The 17,191-nt window shown below is 52.2% G+C and carries 18 protein-coding genes; 6 read left to right on the forward strand and 12 right to left on the reverse strand.

Annotated features, from left to right (window positions below; translation table 11 throughout):
• Nucleotides 1-637: 637 nt before the first annotated feature.
• From KJS40_RS10765 to ccsA, 6 genes are all read right to left on the reverse strand, one after another.
• Nucleotides 638-2,932: a toll/interleukin-1 receptor domain-containing protein gene (locus tag KJS40_RS10765; protein WP_213537666.1), complete on the reverse strand. Its 2,295-nt coding sequence runs from the start codon at nt 2,930-2,932 to the stop codon at nt 638-640.
• Nucleotides 2,933-3,304: 372 nt separating this feature from the next.
• Complete coding sequence (zapD, locus tag KJS40_RS10770) at nt 3,305-4,060, reverse strand: cell division protein ZapD (RefSeq protein ID WP_213537668.1); 756 nt, start codon at nt 4,058-4,060, stop codon at nt 3,305-3,307.
• A 108-nt stretch (nt 4,061-4,168) separates the two neighbouring features.
• Nucleotides 4,169-4,774, reverse strand: a complete 606-nt coding sequence (gene coaE / locus KJS40_RS10775; RefSeq protein WP_213537669.1) for a dephospho-CoA kinase — start codon at nt 4,772-4,774, stop codon at nt 4,169-4,171.
• 3 nt (nt 4,775-4,777) lie between these two features.
• Nucleotides 4,778-5,653: an A24 family peptidase gene (locus KJS40_RS10780; protein ID WP_213537671.1), complete on the reverse strand. Its 876-nt coding sequence runs from the start codon at nt 5,651-5,653 to the stop codon at nt 4,778-4,780.
• Nucleotides 5,654-5,668: 15 nt separating this feature from the next.
• Nucleotides 5,669-6,964, reverse strand: a complete 1,296-nt coding sequence (locus tag KJS40_RS10785) for an HlyC/CorC family transporter (RefSeq protein WP_213539817.1) — start codon at nt 6,962-6,964, stop codon at nt 5,669-5,671.
• A gap of 145 nt (nt 6,965-7,109) precedes the next feature.
• Nucleotides 7,110-7,937 (reverse strand): cytochrome c biogenesis protein CcsA, encoded by an 828-nt coding sequence (gene ccsA, locus KJS40_RS10790; RefSeq protein WP_025041115.1) that lies wholly within the window; start codon nt 7,935-7,937, stop codon nt 7,110-7,112.
• Nucleotides 7,938-8,003: 66 nt separating this feature from the next.
• Between ccsA and ffh the strand changes: the two genes are divergently transcribed.
• Nucleotides 8,004-9,353 carry a signal recognition particle protein gene (gene ffh, locus KJS40_RS10795; RefSeq protein WP_213537673.1) on the forward strand — a complete coding sequence of 450 codons (1,350 nt, stop codon included), beginning with the start codon at nt 8,004-8,006 and terminating at the stop codon, nt 9,351-9,353.
• Nucleotides 9,354-9,406: 53 nt separating this feature from the next.
• Here the strand turns inward: ffh and KJS40_RS15385 are convergent, their stop codons facing one another.
• From KJS40_RS15385 to coaBC, 3 genes are read right to left on the reverse strand one after another with little or no spacing between them, the layout of a single operon-like run.
• On the reverse strand, nt 9,407-10,039 hold the full coding sequence (locus KJS40_RS15385) for a DUF192 domain-containing protein (RefSeq protein WP_244859555.1): 633 nt from the start codon (nt 10,037-10,039) through the stop codon (nt 9,407-9,409).
• Between the two features lie 42 nt (nt 10,040-10,081).
• Nucleotides 10,082-10,531 carry a dUTP diphosphatase gene (dut, locus tag KJS40_RS10805; protein WP_213537675.1) on the reverse strand — a complete coding sequence of 150 codons (450 nt, stop codon included), beginning with the start codon at nt 10,529-10,531 and terminating at the stop codon, nt 10,082-10,084.
• Nucleotides 10,532-10,550: 19 nt separating this feature from the next.
• A complete protein-coding gene (gene coaBC, locus KJS40_RS10810) occupies nt 10,551-11,756 on the reverse strand; it encodes a bifunctional phosphopantothenoylcysteine decarboxylase/phosphopantothenate--cysteine ligase CoaBC (protein WP_213537677.1) in 1,206 nt (401 codons plus the stop codon).
• Nucleotides 11,757-11,890: 134 nt separating this feature from the next.
• Here coaBC and radC point away from each other — a divergent pair, with 134 nt between their 5' ends.
• The gene (gene radC, locus KJS40_RS10815) at nt 11,891-12,565 is read left to right on the forward strand and encodes a DNA repair protein RadC (protein WP_090458251.1); all 675 of its coding nucleotides are present in this window, start codon (nt 11,891-11,893) and stop codon (nt 12,563-12,565) included.
• A gap of 120 nt (nt 12,566-12,685) precedes the next feature.
• Here radC and KJS40_RS10820 read toward each other — a convergent pair whose 3' ends face one another.
• Nucleotides 12,686-12,856 (reverse strand): hypothetical protein, encoded by a 171-nt coding sequence (locus KJS40_RS10820; RefSeq protein WP_213537679.1) that lies wholly within the window; start codon nt 12,854-12,856, stop codon nt 12,686-12,688.
• A 138-nt stretch (nt 12,857-12,994) separates the two neighbouring features.
• Between KJS40_RS10820 and rpmB the strand changes: the two genes are divergently transcribed.
• Nucleotides 12,995-13,231, forward strand: coding sequence for a 50S ribosomal protein L28 (rpmB, locus tag KJS40_RS10825; RefSeq protein ID WP_025041121.1), 237 nt, complete (start codon nt 12,995-12,997; stop codon nt 13,229-13,231).
• 45 nt (nt 13,232-13,276) lie between these two features.
• Nucleotides 13,277-13,432 (forward strand): 50S ribosomal protein L33, encoded by a 156-nt coding sequence (gene rpmG / locus KJS40_RS10830; RefSeq protein WP_025041122.1) that lies wholly within the window; start codon nt 13,277-13,279, stop codon nt 13,430-13,432.
• Nucleotides 13,433-13,555: 123 nt separating this feature from the next.
• Here the strand turns inward: rpmG and KJS40_RS10835 are convergent, their stop codons facing one another.
• Entirely contained in the window at nt 13,556-14,728 is a 1,173-nt protein-coding gene (locus tag KJS40_RS10835) for a fatty acid desaturase (protein WP_213537681.1), read from the reverse strand.
• A gap of 367 nt (nt 14,729-15,095) precedes the next feature.
• Complete coding sequence (locus tag KJS40_RS15550) at nt 15,096-15,269, reverse strand: DUF2269 family protein (protein WP_348529520.1); 174 nt, start codon at nt 15,267-15,269, stop codon at nt 15,096-15,098.
• A 256-nt stretch (nt 15,270-15,525) separates the two neighbouring features.
• Here KJS40_RS15550 and KJS40_RS10845 point away from each other — a divergent pair, with 256 nt between their 5' ends.
• Complete coding sequence (locus KJS40_RS10845; RefSeq protein WP_213537683.1) at nt 15,526-16,068, forward strand: inorganic diphosphatase; 543 nt, start codon at nt 15,526-15,528, stop codon at nt 16,066-16,068.
• Entirely contained in the window at nt 16,065-16,991 is a 927-nt protein-coding gene (locus KJS40_RS10850) for a CHAD domain-containing protein (protein WP_213537685.1), read from the forward strand. The genes KJS40_RS10845 and KJS40_RS10850 overlap by 4 nt, the downstream gene beginning before the upstream one ends.
• The last annotated feature ends 200 nt before the right edge of the window (nt 16,992-17,191 follow it).

Raw genomic sequence — 17,191 nt, forward strand, 5'->3', positions numbered from 1 at the left:
GGAGAATAGAATGGAAAAAGATGAGAAAACTACGTCAGATTACGTCAATTGTAAGGAGAACGCGCCTACTTCGATGAACGTTGGACGACTTACCCCAGATATGATACAAGCATGCGGCGTACAAGGTGCAGTATGGATGATGATTATCGATAAACGACACCAGAGGCATTTTTGGGCAGCAGAAGGGACGTTTGAAGACCCCCCAGGTTCTAAAGTTTGGTGGTACACACATTGTAAAGGGGGGCTGGCCGGCGAGCTGCCTCGTTGGACTACGGAATGTATGGGCCGTGATCCAGATTACGAACCTTCGCAATGTCCCGAGTGTGGTCCTGATCCCTATATAAAACAACCGCTTGGCGATATATGCGAGCTTGGGGATATATCGAGTAGTCGTACCTGAAAATGTGTCTTTGCAAGCAGCCATCATTAATCGATGGCTGCTTGTATGGTAAATCGCAAGCGACTCAGGATTAGGGCGAACAAAAGCGACAGGCGGCTCATCTTTTAAAAGATGAAGTAGTTACTAAGAGAAACGAAGAAAATTATCGAAAGCTGATTTCATGTATTCGAACATCGGCATGTCCTCCAAGCATAAATCCTCGCTCTGGCAGGAAGAGAGCAATTACCTCATTTGACCCTAACTTCCGCCATTCGCCTGTATAAGTTTCTTCCGGATCACCTCCCCACGGGCGTGCAAAGATTCTGCTTCTTTAGTACGCCCCATCTTATTAAGCAGATCAGCATAGCCTTCCAATGTATTTGCCACACCCGGGTGGTCGGGCCCAAGCACCTTTTCCCAAATCTTCAGTGCGCGCTGGTACAAGGGCTCAGCCTTGGCGTACTGTTTCTGATTATAGTAGAGGGTTGCCAAATTGTTGAGGCTGACCGCCACATGGGGATGATCGGGGCCGAGAGCCTTTTCCCAGATCTTCAGTGAACGCAGATACAACGGCTCGGCCTTGGCGTATTGGCCTTGCTCCTGGTAAAGTTCCGCCAGATTGTTAAGATTTGCTGCCACATGGGGATGATCGGGGCCGAGTATGTTTTCCAGGATCTTCAGTGAACGCAGATACAGCGGCTCGGCCTTGGCGTATTGACCTTGGGCGTAGTAGACGGTTGCCAAATTGTTGAGGCTGGCTGCCATATCGGGATGGTCGGGGCTCAGAGCCTTTTCCCGGATCTTGAGTGAGCGCAGATACAAGGGTTCCGCCTTGGCGTATTGGCCTTGGGTAAAGTAGAACCCGGCCAGGTTGCTGAGGTTTGCCGCCACATGTGGGTGGTCGGGACCGAGGACTTTTTCAAAAATTGCCAGTGAGCGCAGATATAACGGTTCGGCCTTGGCGTATTTGCCTTGGTCGTAGTAAACCCTGGCGAGATTGTTGAGCCTCACTGCCACATGGGTACTCTCGGGGCCGAGAGTCTTTTCCCCAATTTCAAGTGAGCGCTCGTACAGGGGTTCGGCCTTGGCGTATTTGCCTTGCGTGTAATAGAGGGTTGCCAGATTGTTCAGGCACACCGCCACATCGGGGTGGTCGGGCCCCAGGGACTTTTCCAGAATTTTAATTGAACGTTGAAGCAAGGGCTCGACCTTGGCATATAAGCCCAGATCGTGATAGAGCCCTGCCAGATTGTTGAGGCTGACGGCCACATCGGGATGGTTGGGGCCGAGTGTCTTTTCTCGAATGGCCAATGCTTTTTCATAGAACGACCGCGCTTCCGGATAGCGCCCCATTTCATGGTTGATCCTGCCCGCTTTGTTGACATAGTCGGCATTGTCCGGCTGAAGCCGCACGGCTTCGAGGTAATATCTGCGCGCCTTGGTGTAGTCAATTCTGCTTAAGGCCAGTTCGCCTAGCTGGAACGCAGCTTCGGCGGCGCGCTTCGTATCGGTTCCCAGCGTTTGCTCGAACAATTGCTCCGCCTTCGCCGTATCTCCTTTGATGAGCGACTCGCGGGCTTGTGTAAGAACCTCTTCCGGAACGTTTGGTGCAATGTCCTGCAAGCTTTGGTTTGCGTTGGCCAGGATTACATTGTATTTCGCGCTGGCTTCTTCAGGAGACCGCAGGTCGGCTTCTGCTTTCTTGATCTTGAGCTCGAGCGCGGTAATTTTTTCCTGGTCTGCCTGTTTTTCCTTCGCGAATTCCAGGCTCAGTTCGGTAATCGCTTCATCTTTTAGCTTACGGCGCCATTCCTCGAATTCCGTGGGGGATAGGCCGATGTTTATATCGCCCCCAGCGGTGACGTTTACATCGCCTCCGGCGGCGATGCTTCCTTGCTTCGCAACGATAGTCGGACCCGGGGTTGGCTTCGGTTCTTTATCGGAAAAGTGTACGTAAAGTGTCCAGATACCAGTCGCCAGCGCCGTAATGCCCCCCCCGATGAACTTCCAGGTACGCTGGTTCGTTTTGTTGGTTACCGCAGCCTGCCACCCATGGGACTCTCTGGGTGCGGTTTCTGCTACCAGCTTAGCCGCCACGCCAGCCTTTTCTATTGCTTCGATCACACGGCCCGCATCGTAATCGAATCGGGATTCTGTGATCTCCATTGCGTTTCGTCCAGCGAGTGCAGCAATATCCGGTGGCAATTGTTCGGCCTTTGGAACCTCCGCGCCGCCTATAAGAACAGGTATAACCAGTTTCTTTTGATCGAGTGCTTCGCGAACCTCCGCTCTGACGGGATCTTCTGGATATTCGAGCCTGCGTTCGCCTGCCGCATTTTTAACGCTAATCCAATTTTTACCGATGACGGCAACGAGGACCTCGCATTGCGAGATTCGCTCTTCGATGACCTTTGCAAATTCGGCACCGGGCGCAATGGCATCCAGATCGCGGAAGACTTGTTCTTTACCGAAGTGATGGGCTAAACGATCATATAATCGACCAGCGGAAGCAGCGCTGTCGTCTCGCCGATAACTGATGAAAATGCCAGCCATTAAATTCCCCATCGTTGACGACGACCGGTTTCAGGCGCCCTGGTATGCACGCGCTATAGGATTCGACCGGGCGTTAAGCGGACAAAATACAAGCAAGAAATTTCAGTGAGACGCTGATTATTAAATTCATAGTAGGTCGGGCTCTGCCCGACAACGTTTTTGATCGTCGGGCAGAGCCCGACCTACCGCGCTTGTCAATAAACTTGCTCCAGACCTGGTATGCCAGCCCTGGAATGACAAAAATTCCTCGCATTTGCCTCGGAATGAACGGGTTCAAATATCCAATGTCATGATAGTATCCGCCCGGACAAAAAACAAAAAACCCCGCAATAGCGGGGCGAGTATCGATTCCATGAATTGGCCTGAAACTTCCTACAGATTACAGAAAGTCAACTCAAACTCTACATCTTCTTCATATATTCTGGTTTTCTGCCTTGAACCCGAGATGACGAAACGGATGTTAAGCGCATATTTATTGGCGCTGATTTCGGGTACGCACGGCAGACTCTCGTCTACCTTCAGGCACAGCATATGCGCTACCCGAGCTGACCCAATCTGCTGATATACACCCCGGTGAGCAGTGTGCAGGATTGTCTTGCCGCTGTTTCGCAACAGGTGCAATACAATGCTGAAGCCATTTTCCAGCGGCAACATCGGTGCAAGCCATTCGTTGAGATCGCTGCGCCGCACCGCAGGATCCTGATGCAGCCAATAGTGATAAGAGGGCAAGTCGAATTCGCATGCGCCTCCTGGTATTCCGACACGCTGCTTTATGCTCATCAGCCACTCATTGTCCCGCATGTGTTCGCCGATTTTCCCCGACATACCCAGCATGCTTTGGGAGGCGGCCTGTATATTGGTCAACACTTGATTAAGCGCGCCTTCGGAAATGTCGGGCCTTCTGCGCAGCACCTCCAACGCGTGCTTCTGCCGCTCCAATTCCTGCAGCAGATCCGATTTCATATCGGCACGGCTTGTTACATCCAGTATTTCAAACAGGGTAACGAGCGCGGAGTGGTGCTGAAAAGCGTCCTTTTTTGCGGAAAAGAAGGCCACCTTGTCAAACAGGTCCTCAAGCCGCAGCAAGGTGCGGATGCGCTCGTTAAGAGGTTGCTCGTAACAAATCACGACGATGGTCTGAAAGAGAGAATGGAACGGACAGGGTACGTGATATTGTGCTGAAAGACAGAATTCTAAATCAAATAGCGTGCAATAAACGTAAAATGCCGGTAGAACTCAACTTTTATTTGCCAAAGCGAGATATTTCTGGTGTAACGCGTTTACCTGTCGCTCCAAATGCGCCATATCCGCATCGTTGATGATTACATCATCCGCCTGCTGTAATCTTTCCTTACGTGAAAACTGCGCGGACATGATTGCGCGTATTGCACGCTCGTCGAGCCCGGTTCGAGTCGTCGCGCGGACGATCTGATCGTGCTCACTGCAATCCACCACCAGGATGCGCCGGATCAACTCGTGGTATGCGCCGGTTTCAAGCAGCAGCGGGACCACTATCATCGCGTATGGGGTACAGCAATGCGCGATACGGCGAGCCACCTCGACGCGTATAAGTGGATGGAGGATAGCCTCAAGCGTGTGACGTGCGTTGCTGTCCGAGAATACCAGATTGCGCATTTCTTCCCGTTTGAGCGCGCCGTCCGCAGTGATGAATTCTTCCGTAAAGGCGTGCCGAATATCAGCAATTGCCGCACCCCGCGGTTGGGTAAGCTCATGCGCAATCGCATCGGTATCGACCACATCAGCGCCCAGGACGGCAAAGAATTTCGCAGCGCTGGTTTTACCGCTGCCGATACCGCCGGTTAAGCCGATGATCAAGGACATGGACTAAAATAGGTCTAAATAGATACGATTAAGCTGGTTACCCCAGAACATAGCCACGAAACCTGCACTAGCCAGATAAGGGCCAAACGGAATGCGAGCATGACGCTCCTGCTTTGCCAGCAGTATCAACCCGACACTGGCTATGGTACCCACAATTGAGGAAAACAGAATCACCAGCGGCAGCATTTGCCACCCGAACCACGCCCCAATGACGGCAAGCAGCTTGAAATCACCATAACCCATGCCTTCCTTACCGGTGATGAGCTTATAGCTCCAATATACCAGCCACAACACAAGATAACCGGCAACCGCACCGATAACCGCGGAATAAATATCGGTGAAACCATTGCCCAGATTGACCAGCAACCCTCCCCATAAAAGCGGCGAGGTAATGGCGTCCGGAAGCAATTGAGTATCCATGTCGATAAACGTCAGTGCGATCATCGCCCAGGCAAACGTCAAGGCGGTAAAAGCGGCAAAACCATAACCGAAATGCCAGGCTATAAAGCCACTGATAAAGCCGGTGGAGACTTCGATAGCGGGATAGCGTCGAGAAATGGAAGCCCGGCATTGGGAACAACGCCCTCTCAACATCAGATAACTTATCAATGGAATATTTTCAAGTACCGTGATTTTATGCCCGCAATCAGGGCAGGCGGAACGAGGCACGACAATATTAAAAAGCGGCAGCGCCTCCCCCTCCCCCTCCTCACGCAGATGCCCGCCCAGTTGGGCACAGTGCTGCCGCCATTCGAGCTCCAGCATTTTAGGGAGTCGGTAAATGACCACATTCAAAAAACTGCCCATTGCCAGGCCAACGATGGAGCAGCATGATATGAAAAAAGCGGGTGAGTTTTGCAACAGGTAAAGAAATGACATTCAGGCGACAGAATACTATCCTGTATAAAGATCTGGCGATTCCCGTTCGATTGGCGCTACAGTGAGGAATATCCGCACTACCTTGACCACGCGATCCTGAGTCTGGATGATTTCCATCGGATAACCGGCGATTTTAAGGCTGGTACCTGCTTCGGGAATATCCTGGAAGTGTTCCAGAATGAGGCCGTTGAGTGTTTTCGGCCCTCCCAGCGGCAGCGTGAGCCCAAGCTTGCGGTTAAGATCACGCAGCAGGCTGCTTCCTTCCACTATTACACTGCCATCTTCCTGTTTCAGGAATGCACCTACTTGCGAAGGTGAGTGCGTAGTAAATTCGCCAATGATTTCTTCGATGATGTCTTCCAACGTCACCAACCCCATCCATTCGCCGTACTCGTCCACAATGAGACCGACCCGTTCTCGGTTTTCCTGGAATAATTGCAGTTGCGAAAACAGGGGTGTGCCGGATGGGATGAAGTAAGGCTCACGCATGATTTTTTCGAGTGTTGCGGCGGAGATTTCGTCACTTCTCATCTGATTCAGCACCTTGCGCACGTGAATGATACCGGCAACGTTATCCAGCGTGCCCCTGTATACCGGCAAACGGGTGTGATAACAGGTGAGTAACTGATCGTGAATGATCTCATCGTCCGCGTCGAGGTCTATCGCCTCGATCTGGCCGCGAGGCACCATGACATCGTCCACGGTTACGGTTTCGAGATCGAACAGGTTAAGCAACACGCTCTGGTGCTTCTTCCGGATGAAGTGTCCCGCTTCCAGCACCAGGGTTTTGAGCTCTTCCAGGCTGAGTTTCTGTGTCGCGTTATCCGCCCTGGGTTTTATGCGCAGGATAGTCAATAGCGTCTGCACGAACAGATTGACGAACCAGACTACAGGATAAAACAGCTTCAGCAACGGCGTCAGCACGTAGCTCGAAGCCAGCGCGATACGCTCCGGGTGGGCAGCCGCGATGACCTTGGGCGTAATCTCGCTGAATACCAGGATGGCAAAAGTGACGCCTACCGTTCCCAGAAGCAGGGCCAGATCGCTCTGACCAAAGAAAGCGGAAACAATCACGGCCACCACAGTCGCGGCAGCGGCATTCAGCAGGTTGTTGCCAAGCAGGATTACCCCCAGCAACCTGTCGGTATTCAATAGTAACTGGGTGGTCAGGCGCGCGCCCCGATGTCCCTGTTTCGCGAGATGCTTCAACCGGTAACGGTTGATCGCCATCATGCTGGTTTCGGAAAGGGAAAAAAATGCAGATAAAATCAATAGAACAGCCAGTGCTATCAGTAGCACATACAACGGCATGTCTTCCAAGAGAAACGCCTTTATGCAAGTTGATAAAATTCAGATGCGGAAGAAAGCAGCCAGCCACAACTTCGGGCGGCTTTTGACGACTTCCAGATCGGCACGTTTACCGCCAACGGCATACGCTTTCTGAATATTAGTACCGTTAGCGCTGCAATATCACTTCCAGTACAAATTTGCTGCCGAGATAGGCCAGCAGCAGAATAATGAATCCCGCCAGCGTCCAGCGAATCGCGATGCGCCCACGCCAGCCATAAAACTGCCTGCCCGCCAGCAGGGCCGCGAACACCCCCCAGGAAATGAAACCAAACAGATTCTTGTGGGTGAATTTGACTGGCTGGCTGAATATCTCCTCTGAAAATACGACACCGCTGATGAGAGTCAGCGTGAGCAGTATGAATCCTACCCAGATGACACGGAACAGCAACGTTTCCATCGTAAGGAGCGGGGGTAGGTTCGTCAGCACCGAAGGCATGGCCGGTTGGTGCAGGCGACGCTCTACCACTGCCATCAACAACGCATGGAGCGCGGCAATGGTAAGAAGGCTGTATGCCAGCATTGCGATGGAAATGTGCGCCTTGAAAGCGGGTAGTTCAGTATTGGCCAAAGGGCGCAGGGAAGGAAAAACCAGCGGGAGCAGTACCGCCACCGCAGCCACCGGCGCGATCAGGGTTTGCAATCCTTCAAGGCGGTTGAAAAAACCGGATACCCAGTAGATCATGGCAGTAAGCCAAACGATGGCGGAAACTGCGCTGCCCACCCCGAAGCTCAACCCGATGCCTGCAAACACGGATTCATAAAGCGTATAGCCGTGCAGCACCAGCGGTGCGAGAATGGCATAGCGCTCCCATCCCGGCGCTATGATATCGCCGCCTCCGGATTTTGCGGGCGCATTCCACCTGGTGCGCCAGAAGTGCCAACCGATCAGTCCATACAGCAGGGAGGCGACGAGATAGGCTAGAATACCTGACATTTATATAGCGGATTAAATTGGGACTGCCAGTTAGTCTACACCAAATTTTCTTGAGAGGCATTTTGCATGTTCGACAATCTTACCAGCCGGCTTTCCGGAGTCATCAAGACCCTGCGGGGTGAAGCGCGACTGACCGAAACCAATATACAGGAAGCGTTGCGTGAAGTGCGCATGGCATTGCTGGAGGCCGACGTCGCCTTGCCGGTGATTAAGGAGTTCATTGCACGCATCAAGGAAAAGGCGGTCGGCAAGGAGGTAGTAGGCAGCCTTTCGCCAGGGCAGGCACTGGTGGGGGTAGTGCATCAGGAATTGATCGCTCTCATGGGAGGCGAAACCGCCGATATCAATTTATCTACCGTGCCGCCGGCGGTCATCCTCATGGCCGGACTGCAAGGCGCAGGCAAGACCACCAGTAGCGGCAAATTGGCAAAGTGGTTGATGGAGCAAAAAAAGAAAAAAGTATTGCTTGTTTCGTGTGACACGTACCGCCCCGCCGCCATTCATCAATTGGAGTTGCTGGCCCGGCAGACGGGCGCAGCGTTCTTTCCGGTTCAAGCAGGACAACAGCCGAAAGAAATCGCTACTGCCGCACTGGATTTTGCCCGCAGGCACTTCCATGATGTGATGATTGTGGATACCGCTGGGCGGTTAGCCATCGACGAAGCGATGATGGAAGAAATTCGCGGATTGGAAACGCTGCTGAATCCCATCGAAACGTTGTTCGTAGTGGATGCAATGCAGGGCCAGGACGCGGTCAACACAGCCAGGGCATTTGCCGAGGCGTTGCCGCTGACCGGCGTGATCCTTACGAAACTCGATGGCGATGCGCGCGGAGGCGCGGCACTGTCGGTGCTTCATGTTACTGGAAAGCCAATCAAATTTGCCGGCGTAGGCGAAAAATTAACGGGGTTGGAGGCATTCCACCCTGATCGGATGGCTTCACGCATTCTCGGCATGGGTGATGTGCTGGGATTGATCGAGGAAGCCCAGCGCGGCGTAGATCAGCACGAGGCCGAAAAACTCGCTAAAAAAATGAAATCGGGCAAAAGCTTCGATCTGAACGATTTCAAGATGCAATTTCAACAAATGAGAAATATGGGTGGCATGGGTGCCGTCATGGATAAACTGCCTGCTCAATTGAGTCAGGCCGCCCAAAACGTAAAAATTGACGATAAAGTCATGGGCCGCACCGAAGGCATCATTAATGCCATGACACCCCAGGAACGGGTCAAGCCTGAAATTTTGAAAGCATCACGCAAACGCCGGATCGCAGCGGGAGCGGGCGTTACCGTACAGGAAGTGAACCGCTTGCTGTCTCAATTCGAGCAAGCGCAGAAGATGATGAAAATGATGAGCAAAGGGGGGATGGCAAAAATGCTTAGAAGCATGAAAGGAATGCTTCCGGGCATGCGCTAAAGCGAGTCAGGGCGAGCCAGATGCAGACGTAGAATCCGGTAACCGATATCTGGCTATTCCGCTACCGGCATTTTATCGAGGCCCATGATCCGTTCACCCGCCTTTATATTTCTCGCCGAAAACCAGCCAAGATTCGTTTCGATAGCATATTTCGCGTCACCCGCGGAACCGTGCGCTGTTGCCGTGCGGGGCGTCATGTCCTCGATGTTGAGTATCACCCCGTTTACATCCAGAAAAGCGACGCTTAGCGGAATATCCGTGTTCATCATCCACATGCTGTGGCGCCCGGCCTCGGGGAATACAAATAACATCCCGTCATTGCCATCCATCGATTGTCGGGACATCAACCCCTGTGAGCGGGTGATTTGAGTGTGCGCGACCTCGACGCGAAGAGTATGGCCGGAAATCTTGAGCTGGCGTACCGGCATTTCCGCATTGACTGGTGCCGATAGAAGAAAAACAAAAAAAATCGCAAGAATGCGCCAACCGGAACCCGGCAATTGGATAGGGTGGAGTTTGCGGTTTTTAGGGTGCAAGGCAAGGCGCAACGACGCGGGGCGGCGACTGCATTCCAAAGAGTTGCAACGCGGCCGTTCGTCATAAAAACCGCGTAATCCTCCCTCTCCCCATAGCGAACTCGCCAGGAAAGTGAAAATCGGGTGGAGCAAAAATTGTTTGTTAAGCATGGCACCAAGCTGAAAAATGAGGGGTCAACTGCTGAATCAGGTTTAATGTTTGCCGGTACTGCCAAACCCGTTTGTTCCCCGATGACTTTGCGTAAAATCATCTACCACATTGAAATTGACTTGTACCACCGGCACCACGACCAGTTGCGCGATCCGCTCCAGCGGATTCAATAGAAAAGGCACCTGTCCACGGTTCCAGCATGAAACGAATATCTGACCCTGGTAATCGGAATCGATCAGCCCAACCAGGTTCCCCATCACTATGCCATGCTTGTGGCCTAGCCCCGAACGGGGAAGCACCATGGCGGCAAGTCCTGGATCCGCAAGATGAATGGCAATACCGGTGGGGATGAGGTGGGCCTCGCCTGGTGCGATCGTCATCACATGTTCCGTGCAGGCCCGCAGATCAAGCCCAGCGGAGCCGGGAGTAGCATAAGCCGGCAACTGGTGCTTCAGACGTAAGTCGAGAATCTTGATGTCTATCTTTAGCATGGCAATCTCGGGATTTTTTTCACGCTTTTTGTTTTTCCTGCAGCAATGAAATATGTTTAATTAAGCGTCGTGCCTGCTCTATTTTCTGCGCTCGCGGTAAATGATGCCTGCCTGCGTCGTCAAATAGAGTCAATGTACAATCCTCAGAGCCAATCGTTTCCTGGACCAGGTTTGCGGCGAGAAGCGGCAGCTTTTTCTTGCGTCGCTTGATTTCAGCATTCTCCTCAAGATTTTCCGTCTCGGCGGCAAAACCTACACAGAAAGGCGGATCGGCAAGCCCTGCTGCATATTCAAGAATATCAGGATTGGGTATCAGCTCGAGCGTGATGTTATTGCTGGTTTTCTTTGTCTTCTGCTTACTGATGCTTTTGGCGCGATAGTCGGCTACTGCCGCGACACTTATAAAAATATCGACACCTGAAATTTCATTTTCCACGGCCCCAAGCATGTCTTGCGCGCTCGTCACCCGGGTGACCTTTGCCGCCTGAGGTGCATCAAGACAAACAGGACCGGAAATGAGAATGACCTCCGCCCCGGCTTCAAGTGCTGCGCGCGCGATTGCATAGCCCATTTTTCCGGAACTTAAATTGGTGATTCCCCTGACCGCATCAATAGCCTCGTATGTGGGCCCGGCAGTGATGAGCACGCGCTTGCCTTGCAACAGTCTGGGCTGGAAAAAAGAATGCAGTGTTTCAGCGAGTTCGCGCGCTTCAAGCATACGACCCATGCCGGTCTCCCCACATGCCTGGGCACCACTGGCGGGACCGAGTATTGTTACATTATCCTGCCGTAGCGTAGCCAGGTTTCGTTGCGTTGCAGGATTTTCCCACATTTGCCAGTTCATGGCCGGGGCGATCAGCAAGGGACAATCGCGCGCAAGGCACAATGTCGATAACAGGTCATTAGCAAGACCATTGGCGAGTTTGGCGATAAAATCGGCACTGGCAGGCGCAACGAGGATCGCATCCACGTTGCGCGAAAGATCAATATGAGCCATGCTGTTGGCAATGCTCGCGTCCCACAGTTCAGTAAACACCGGCTTACCGGTTAATGCCTGCAACGTTGCCGTACCGACGAAATGGCAGGCAGATTGGGTCATTACCGCCTGCACGTCCACGCCGTCATGTATCAGGAGACGAGCCAGCTCCGCAGCCTTGTATGCGGCCACCCCGCCGGTCAACCCCAAAAGCAGGTGTCTGGTTCTTTGTAAGGACGTGTCAGTCATAATCACAGGATCATTTTTAGCAGGAAAGAAGTTTAACCTAAAAACAGCATCTCATTGCAGAGGACGGCTCTCACCGCTACGATGATTTTGGATTTCTTACCTGACCTTTGCACTTTTATTTGACACCCACTACCATGGCAATTTCCGACTGGCCTGAATCCGAGCGTCCACGCGAAAAACTTCTAAAAAATGGACCCACACATCTTTCCGATGCGGAACTCCTGGCGATATTCCTGCGCACGGGTATGGCCGGAAAAAGCGCAGTGGATCTGGCGCGAGAACTGCTCCAGTGCTTCAACGGGCTGACAGGGCTGTTTGCCGCGGATCAAAATGCTTTTTGCCAGGTAAGAGGAATGGGCCCGGCCAAGTATTCGCAATTACAGGCAGTGATGGAAATGGCGCGACGTGCGCTGGAAGAAAAACTGAAGAGCGGCGATGCCATGAGCTCGCCGAAATCCGTACGCGATTATTTGCGCCTCAGTCTTCAGGGTAAAAAGCACGAAGTATTCGTGGCTATTTTTCTCGATGCTCAGAATCGCACCATTGCAACCGAAGAGTTGTTCAAGGGGACCCTCACCCAAACCAGCGTATACCCGCGCGAGGTGGTAAAACGGGCGTTGTATCATAACTCAGCCGCCATTATCTTCGCCCACAATCATCCTTCCGGTGTTGCGGAGCCGAGCCAAGCCGACGAAATCCTGACTCAATCTCTAAAACAGGCGCTTGCTTTGATAGACGTGAAGGTCCTCGATCATTTTATCGTTGGCGCGGGCACGGCCATGTCATTTGCTGAGCGCGGATTGATATGATCCTAAATCCGGCAGTTGACCGCTCATTTGTAAACTAAACGCTATAGTTGAAAAGAATTTTTCGTACCCCATGAGCTGCACTTTTTTGGTGAGTTCGCTACGGAGTGGATTGAACAGTTTTTACGGCACAGCGCTGCGTTGCAACTCCTTTGGAATGAAATGGCCCCGCGAAGCGGGGATCGGGCAGCGCGGGATGCCGCGATTGCGTTCCACACGCAAGGAGGCGCCCGCATCCCGCTTCGGGGTCGCACCTTCCTGCGGAAGGCACTGCTCCGCCCTGCGCGGTCGCATTCCGCGTCGTTGCGCCTTGCTCTGTACCTCAAAAACCGCTCACTCCACCCCGTCCAACTGTCGGATTTAGGATAATTTGAGGAAATTCTTGAAATCGGGATATAATATCGGTTTTTCCGATTTTGGGAGTGGATCACCATGGCACAAGTATGTGAAGTCACCGGAAAGAAGCCTATGACCGGCCACCACGTTTCCCATGCGAACAACAAGACCAAACGGCGTTTTTTGCCCAATTTGCAGCGCCGCCGGTTCTGGGTTGAGAGCGAGCATCGCTGGATCAGCCTGCGCCTGTCTAATGTAGCGCTCCGTACAATAGACAAGAATGGCATTGACGCAGTGCTAGCTGGAATGCGCGCACGCGGGGACAACATTTAAAAGTCGGGAAACGGCATTCAGGCTTGGGAATATAAGGACATTATCATGAGAGAAAAAATAAAGCTCGAATCTTCGGCCGGAACCGGTCATTTCTACACCACCACCAAGAATAAGCGCACCAAGCCAGAGAAAATCGAAATTTCAAAATTTGACCCGGTCGTACGCAAGCACGTCAAATACAAGGAAACCAAACTCAAGTAATATTATCGCGAAGGTTGTGCCGTAAATCTTCCAGGATATATTAAAAACGCACTAAAACAAAAAACCCGCCAGCAGCGGGTTTTTTGTTTTTGCTATATGTTTGTAGCGCTTGTCACATTTGGCTTAAGCAGCGTAGCAACGTAGCCTGCGGGAGAAATTTTCCAGCACTTCAATACCGCTTTCTTCGGCGCGATGGCACCAATCTTCCAACTGCTTGACCAACTCATCCTTGGAGGAGGTCGAGCGCTGCCACACTGCCATAAGCTCCTCACGCATTTTATAGACCTTGTCCAGCGTGCTGGTCTTGCTCAGCACCAGGTTCAGCTTGACCCGTTCGTCTTCCTGCAGGGTCTTGGAGTCGGCAAGAACCCAGCGTTTAAGGGTGGAGCGATCTACGCCGAAGTTTGCAGTCCCGTCCTTCAGATGATCAGTTTCCTTTGCCAATGTATGCTTGAGGAACTGAGCATATTTTGCCAGCACTTCGTAACGATGAGAAATAACAGCTTGCAGCGTATCGATATCGCAAGTCGTTTTGGCGGCATCCAAGCGTAATTTGGGTGCAACCTTCTTCACCTGAGCCAGCCCCATCGATTTCAAAATGCATATATACATCCAGCCGATGTCGAACTCATACCACTTGTTGGATAAACGCGCAGAAGTGGCATAGGCGTGATGATTATTATGCAACTCCTCTCCGCCAATGAGAATCCCCCAAGGTACGATATTGCGGCTGGCATCTTCCGCCTGGAAGGTGCGATAACCCCAGTAGTGCCCCACACCATTGATGATGCCAGCAGCCATGATAGGAGCCCATGCCATCTGTATCGCCCAGATCGTCAGCCCGATGGGACCGAATAGAATAAGATTGATGATCAGCATCAGTGCAATACCCTTGGCGCTATGCTTGGAGTAGACATTACGCTCCAGCCAGTCGTCCGGCGTACCATGGCCATATCTTTCCAGGGTTTCCAGATTCTTTGCTTCTTTCCGATAGAGCTCGGATCCTTCTCTCAGCACTTTACTGATACCGAGCACTTGCGGACTGTGGGGGTCGGCTGCGGTCTCGCACTTGGCGTGATGCTTGCGGTGTATTGCCGTCCACTCCTTGGTCACCATGCCGGTGGTAAGCCACAACCAGAAGCGAAAGAAATGGCTGGGCAGCGGATGCAACTCAAGCGAACGGTGCGCCTGATGGCGGTGCAGGTATATCGTGATACCGGCAATCGTAATGTGGGTAAGACCCAGGATGACCGCGATATACCCCCACCACGGCAAGTCGATAAGACCTAAAGTCATAGATGTGTGACCTTTTAAGATAACTGCTGAAAAGAATGGATATTACGGGGAGAAAGGATACGTCAATTTAAAACTAAATGGGCATTTAGTCAAGGAATTGTTCAGTCTTGGTGCGGGTTGCCGCAGATATGGAGAGAGGCGGGGTAGCCTTGTCGCGCACGGCGGGGCACGGCCTTACAGCCAAAGTAGCGGTAGCGGTTTTGGCGCTGCTAAGCCGCTTACTCGGGATGAACACTCACTTATCGCACCCCTGCCCTTCATGAGAATTATTTTTCGGGAATAACTGTTTGAAGTCGACCTGGAGAAAATCGATTTTTCCCTTGCCGGCATCCAACCGCCAAACGCTTCATATTTATTTGCGGCCATACTAACGGGAGCCAGCAAGCAGGTATAAGCCTATCGACCACAATATCCACCGGCTGGTGAGAGGAATGTCCGCCAGGTAAACGAGATAGGAACCCGTGACGGGTTGGATAATAACTGTCGTGCCTAAAGATAAGCATGCAGGATGTGCGTTATCGTACTGAGCGATTTTTGCCAAAGCCTATATATTCGAGGGTGGACATCAAACAACTGAAAAAGATTCAGGCAAGCGCGCCGGCAATCCTTCCACTAATCTGAATGGTTGATTGGTTCGAGCTCTTTGGCTTCTCAGCTAATCCGGTCGAAATTTTTGTGTGCGGAACTGTCATCTATTCTTGCTTCGCCGCAACATCGGCGCTATTGCCGTACCGGATGTGATGTTGCTTGTCCTTATCGATTCAGCGTTGAAACCCGAAACAGGAAAGGAGCATCACATGAATGACTCTTTGATTACCCTAGAGCCGAGAGCTGAGCCAGGTCTTGTCAACATCATCGTCGACACGCCGAAAGGCAGCCGCAACAAATTCAAGTATGACGAGAAAACGCGATGCTTCCGCTTGAGCCGGATTCTCCCGGTTGGCGCCTTTTTTCCTTTTGATTTTGGCTCCATTCCGATGACAAGCGCAGAAGATGGCGACGCGCTCGACGTGCTTGTGATCGGCGACGCTCCAAGCTTTCCGGGATGCCTCCTGACAGGCAAACTGATCGGCACAATATCCGGTGAGCAGACGGAGAAAAAGAAAACGATACGCAATGATCGGCTCCTCGCCGTGCCGGTCACCCCGGCAAATCCTCCCCTGTTTGAGCACATTGATGATTTACCCAGCGGCTGGATAACTGAAATAGAGCATTTTTTTATATCGTATAACCGTGTGCAGGGGCGTGAATACAAGCCCATTAAACGCGGGGGCCCGAAAGTGGCAGAAGAAACGTTGGCCAACGCCGAGCAGCGTTACAAGCGCGAGCAGAAACAATGAAATCCGCAAATCGGTCCATCCAGTCCGAGACAGCGGGGCATCCGGCCGAAAAACTGCTGCGTACGTCGGTCGGCGAAGCGCTGGAGCGCCTGCAAGCACCACAGCCGATCTCGGACGAAGCCATTCATGACGCACGGAAAGCTTTAAAAAAGGCACGAGCCGATCTTCGGCTGCTGCAGGACGGAATGAGCAAAGCGACTTACCAAGCGGAAAACTCCGGCCTGCGGGATGCAGGACGTTTTCTATCGCCGTTGCGTGATGCCCGATCGTTGATCGAGGCCTTCGATTCACTCCATGATCGATATATCGATGAATTGCAAGAGGTTGAGCTTGCTCCGCTCCAAAAAATATTGCGGGGAAACCTGGTCAAGGCGCGACGCCATCTTCATCCCCAAGGCAAATCAACCGCGCTCGAAAACTGCATGCGTTTACTTGAAGGCAGCCTCGACCTGGCAAAACAGAGAGACTTCTCATCCATCAATTTCTCGACCATCGACCCAGGATTGCAGCGCATCTATCGAAAGGGTCGCAAAGCGTATGCTGAAGCGAAAACAGGTCCCACTACGGAAGCGCTTCACGAATGGAGAAAGCAAGTCAAGTATCTGCTTAACGCGATGGATGGACTTCATTCTTCAAAAAGAGACCGGGAAAGAGGCAAGGTGGTAAAAATCCTGAAACGAGCTGACCGGCTTGCTGACTATCTAGGGGACGATCACGAGCTCGCCATGCTGGCGCAGGAAACCGCACGCAGCGCCTACGCCTCGATTGATGGCGATGTGATAAAGAGATTGGACACGCTCATAGCGCCTCGTCGCGCAAAACTGCAAAAGCGCGCGTTCAGATTGGGAAAGAAGCTCTATGACGAGAAACCCAAAAAATTTACAAAGCAGACAGGCGTTAGCGTTCGCTCAACTTCTGGCTGATATCGCGCGTCCAATCGCGCTTTGGTATTTTCGTGCTCCTCTGGATATTATATGCAAGGCTGACAAGAGCCCGGTCACAGCGGCGGATCATGAAATCGAAAGTGCCCTTCGCCAGGTGATTAATGAGCAAGATCCTCACTATGCCATTATCAGCGAAAAATACGGGAAGATGCCGGGCAGTAATGACAACTGGATTCTCG

Source organism: Nitrosospira sp. NRS527 (assembly GCF_018406445.1).
GTDB lineage: Bacteria > Pseudomonadota > Gammaproteobacteria > Burkholderiales > Nitrosomonadaceae > Nitrosospira > Nitrosospira briensis.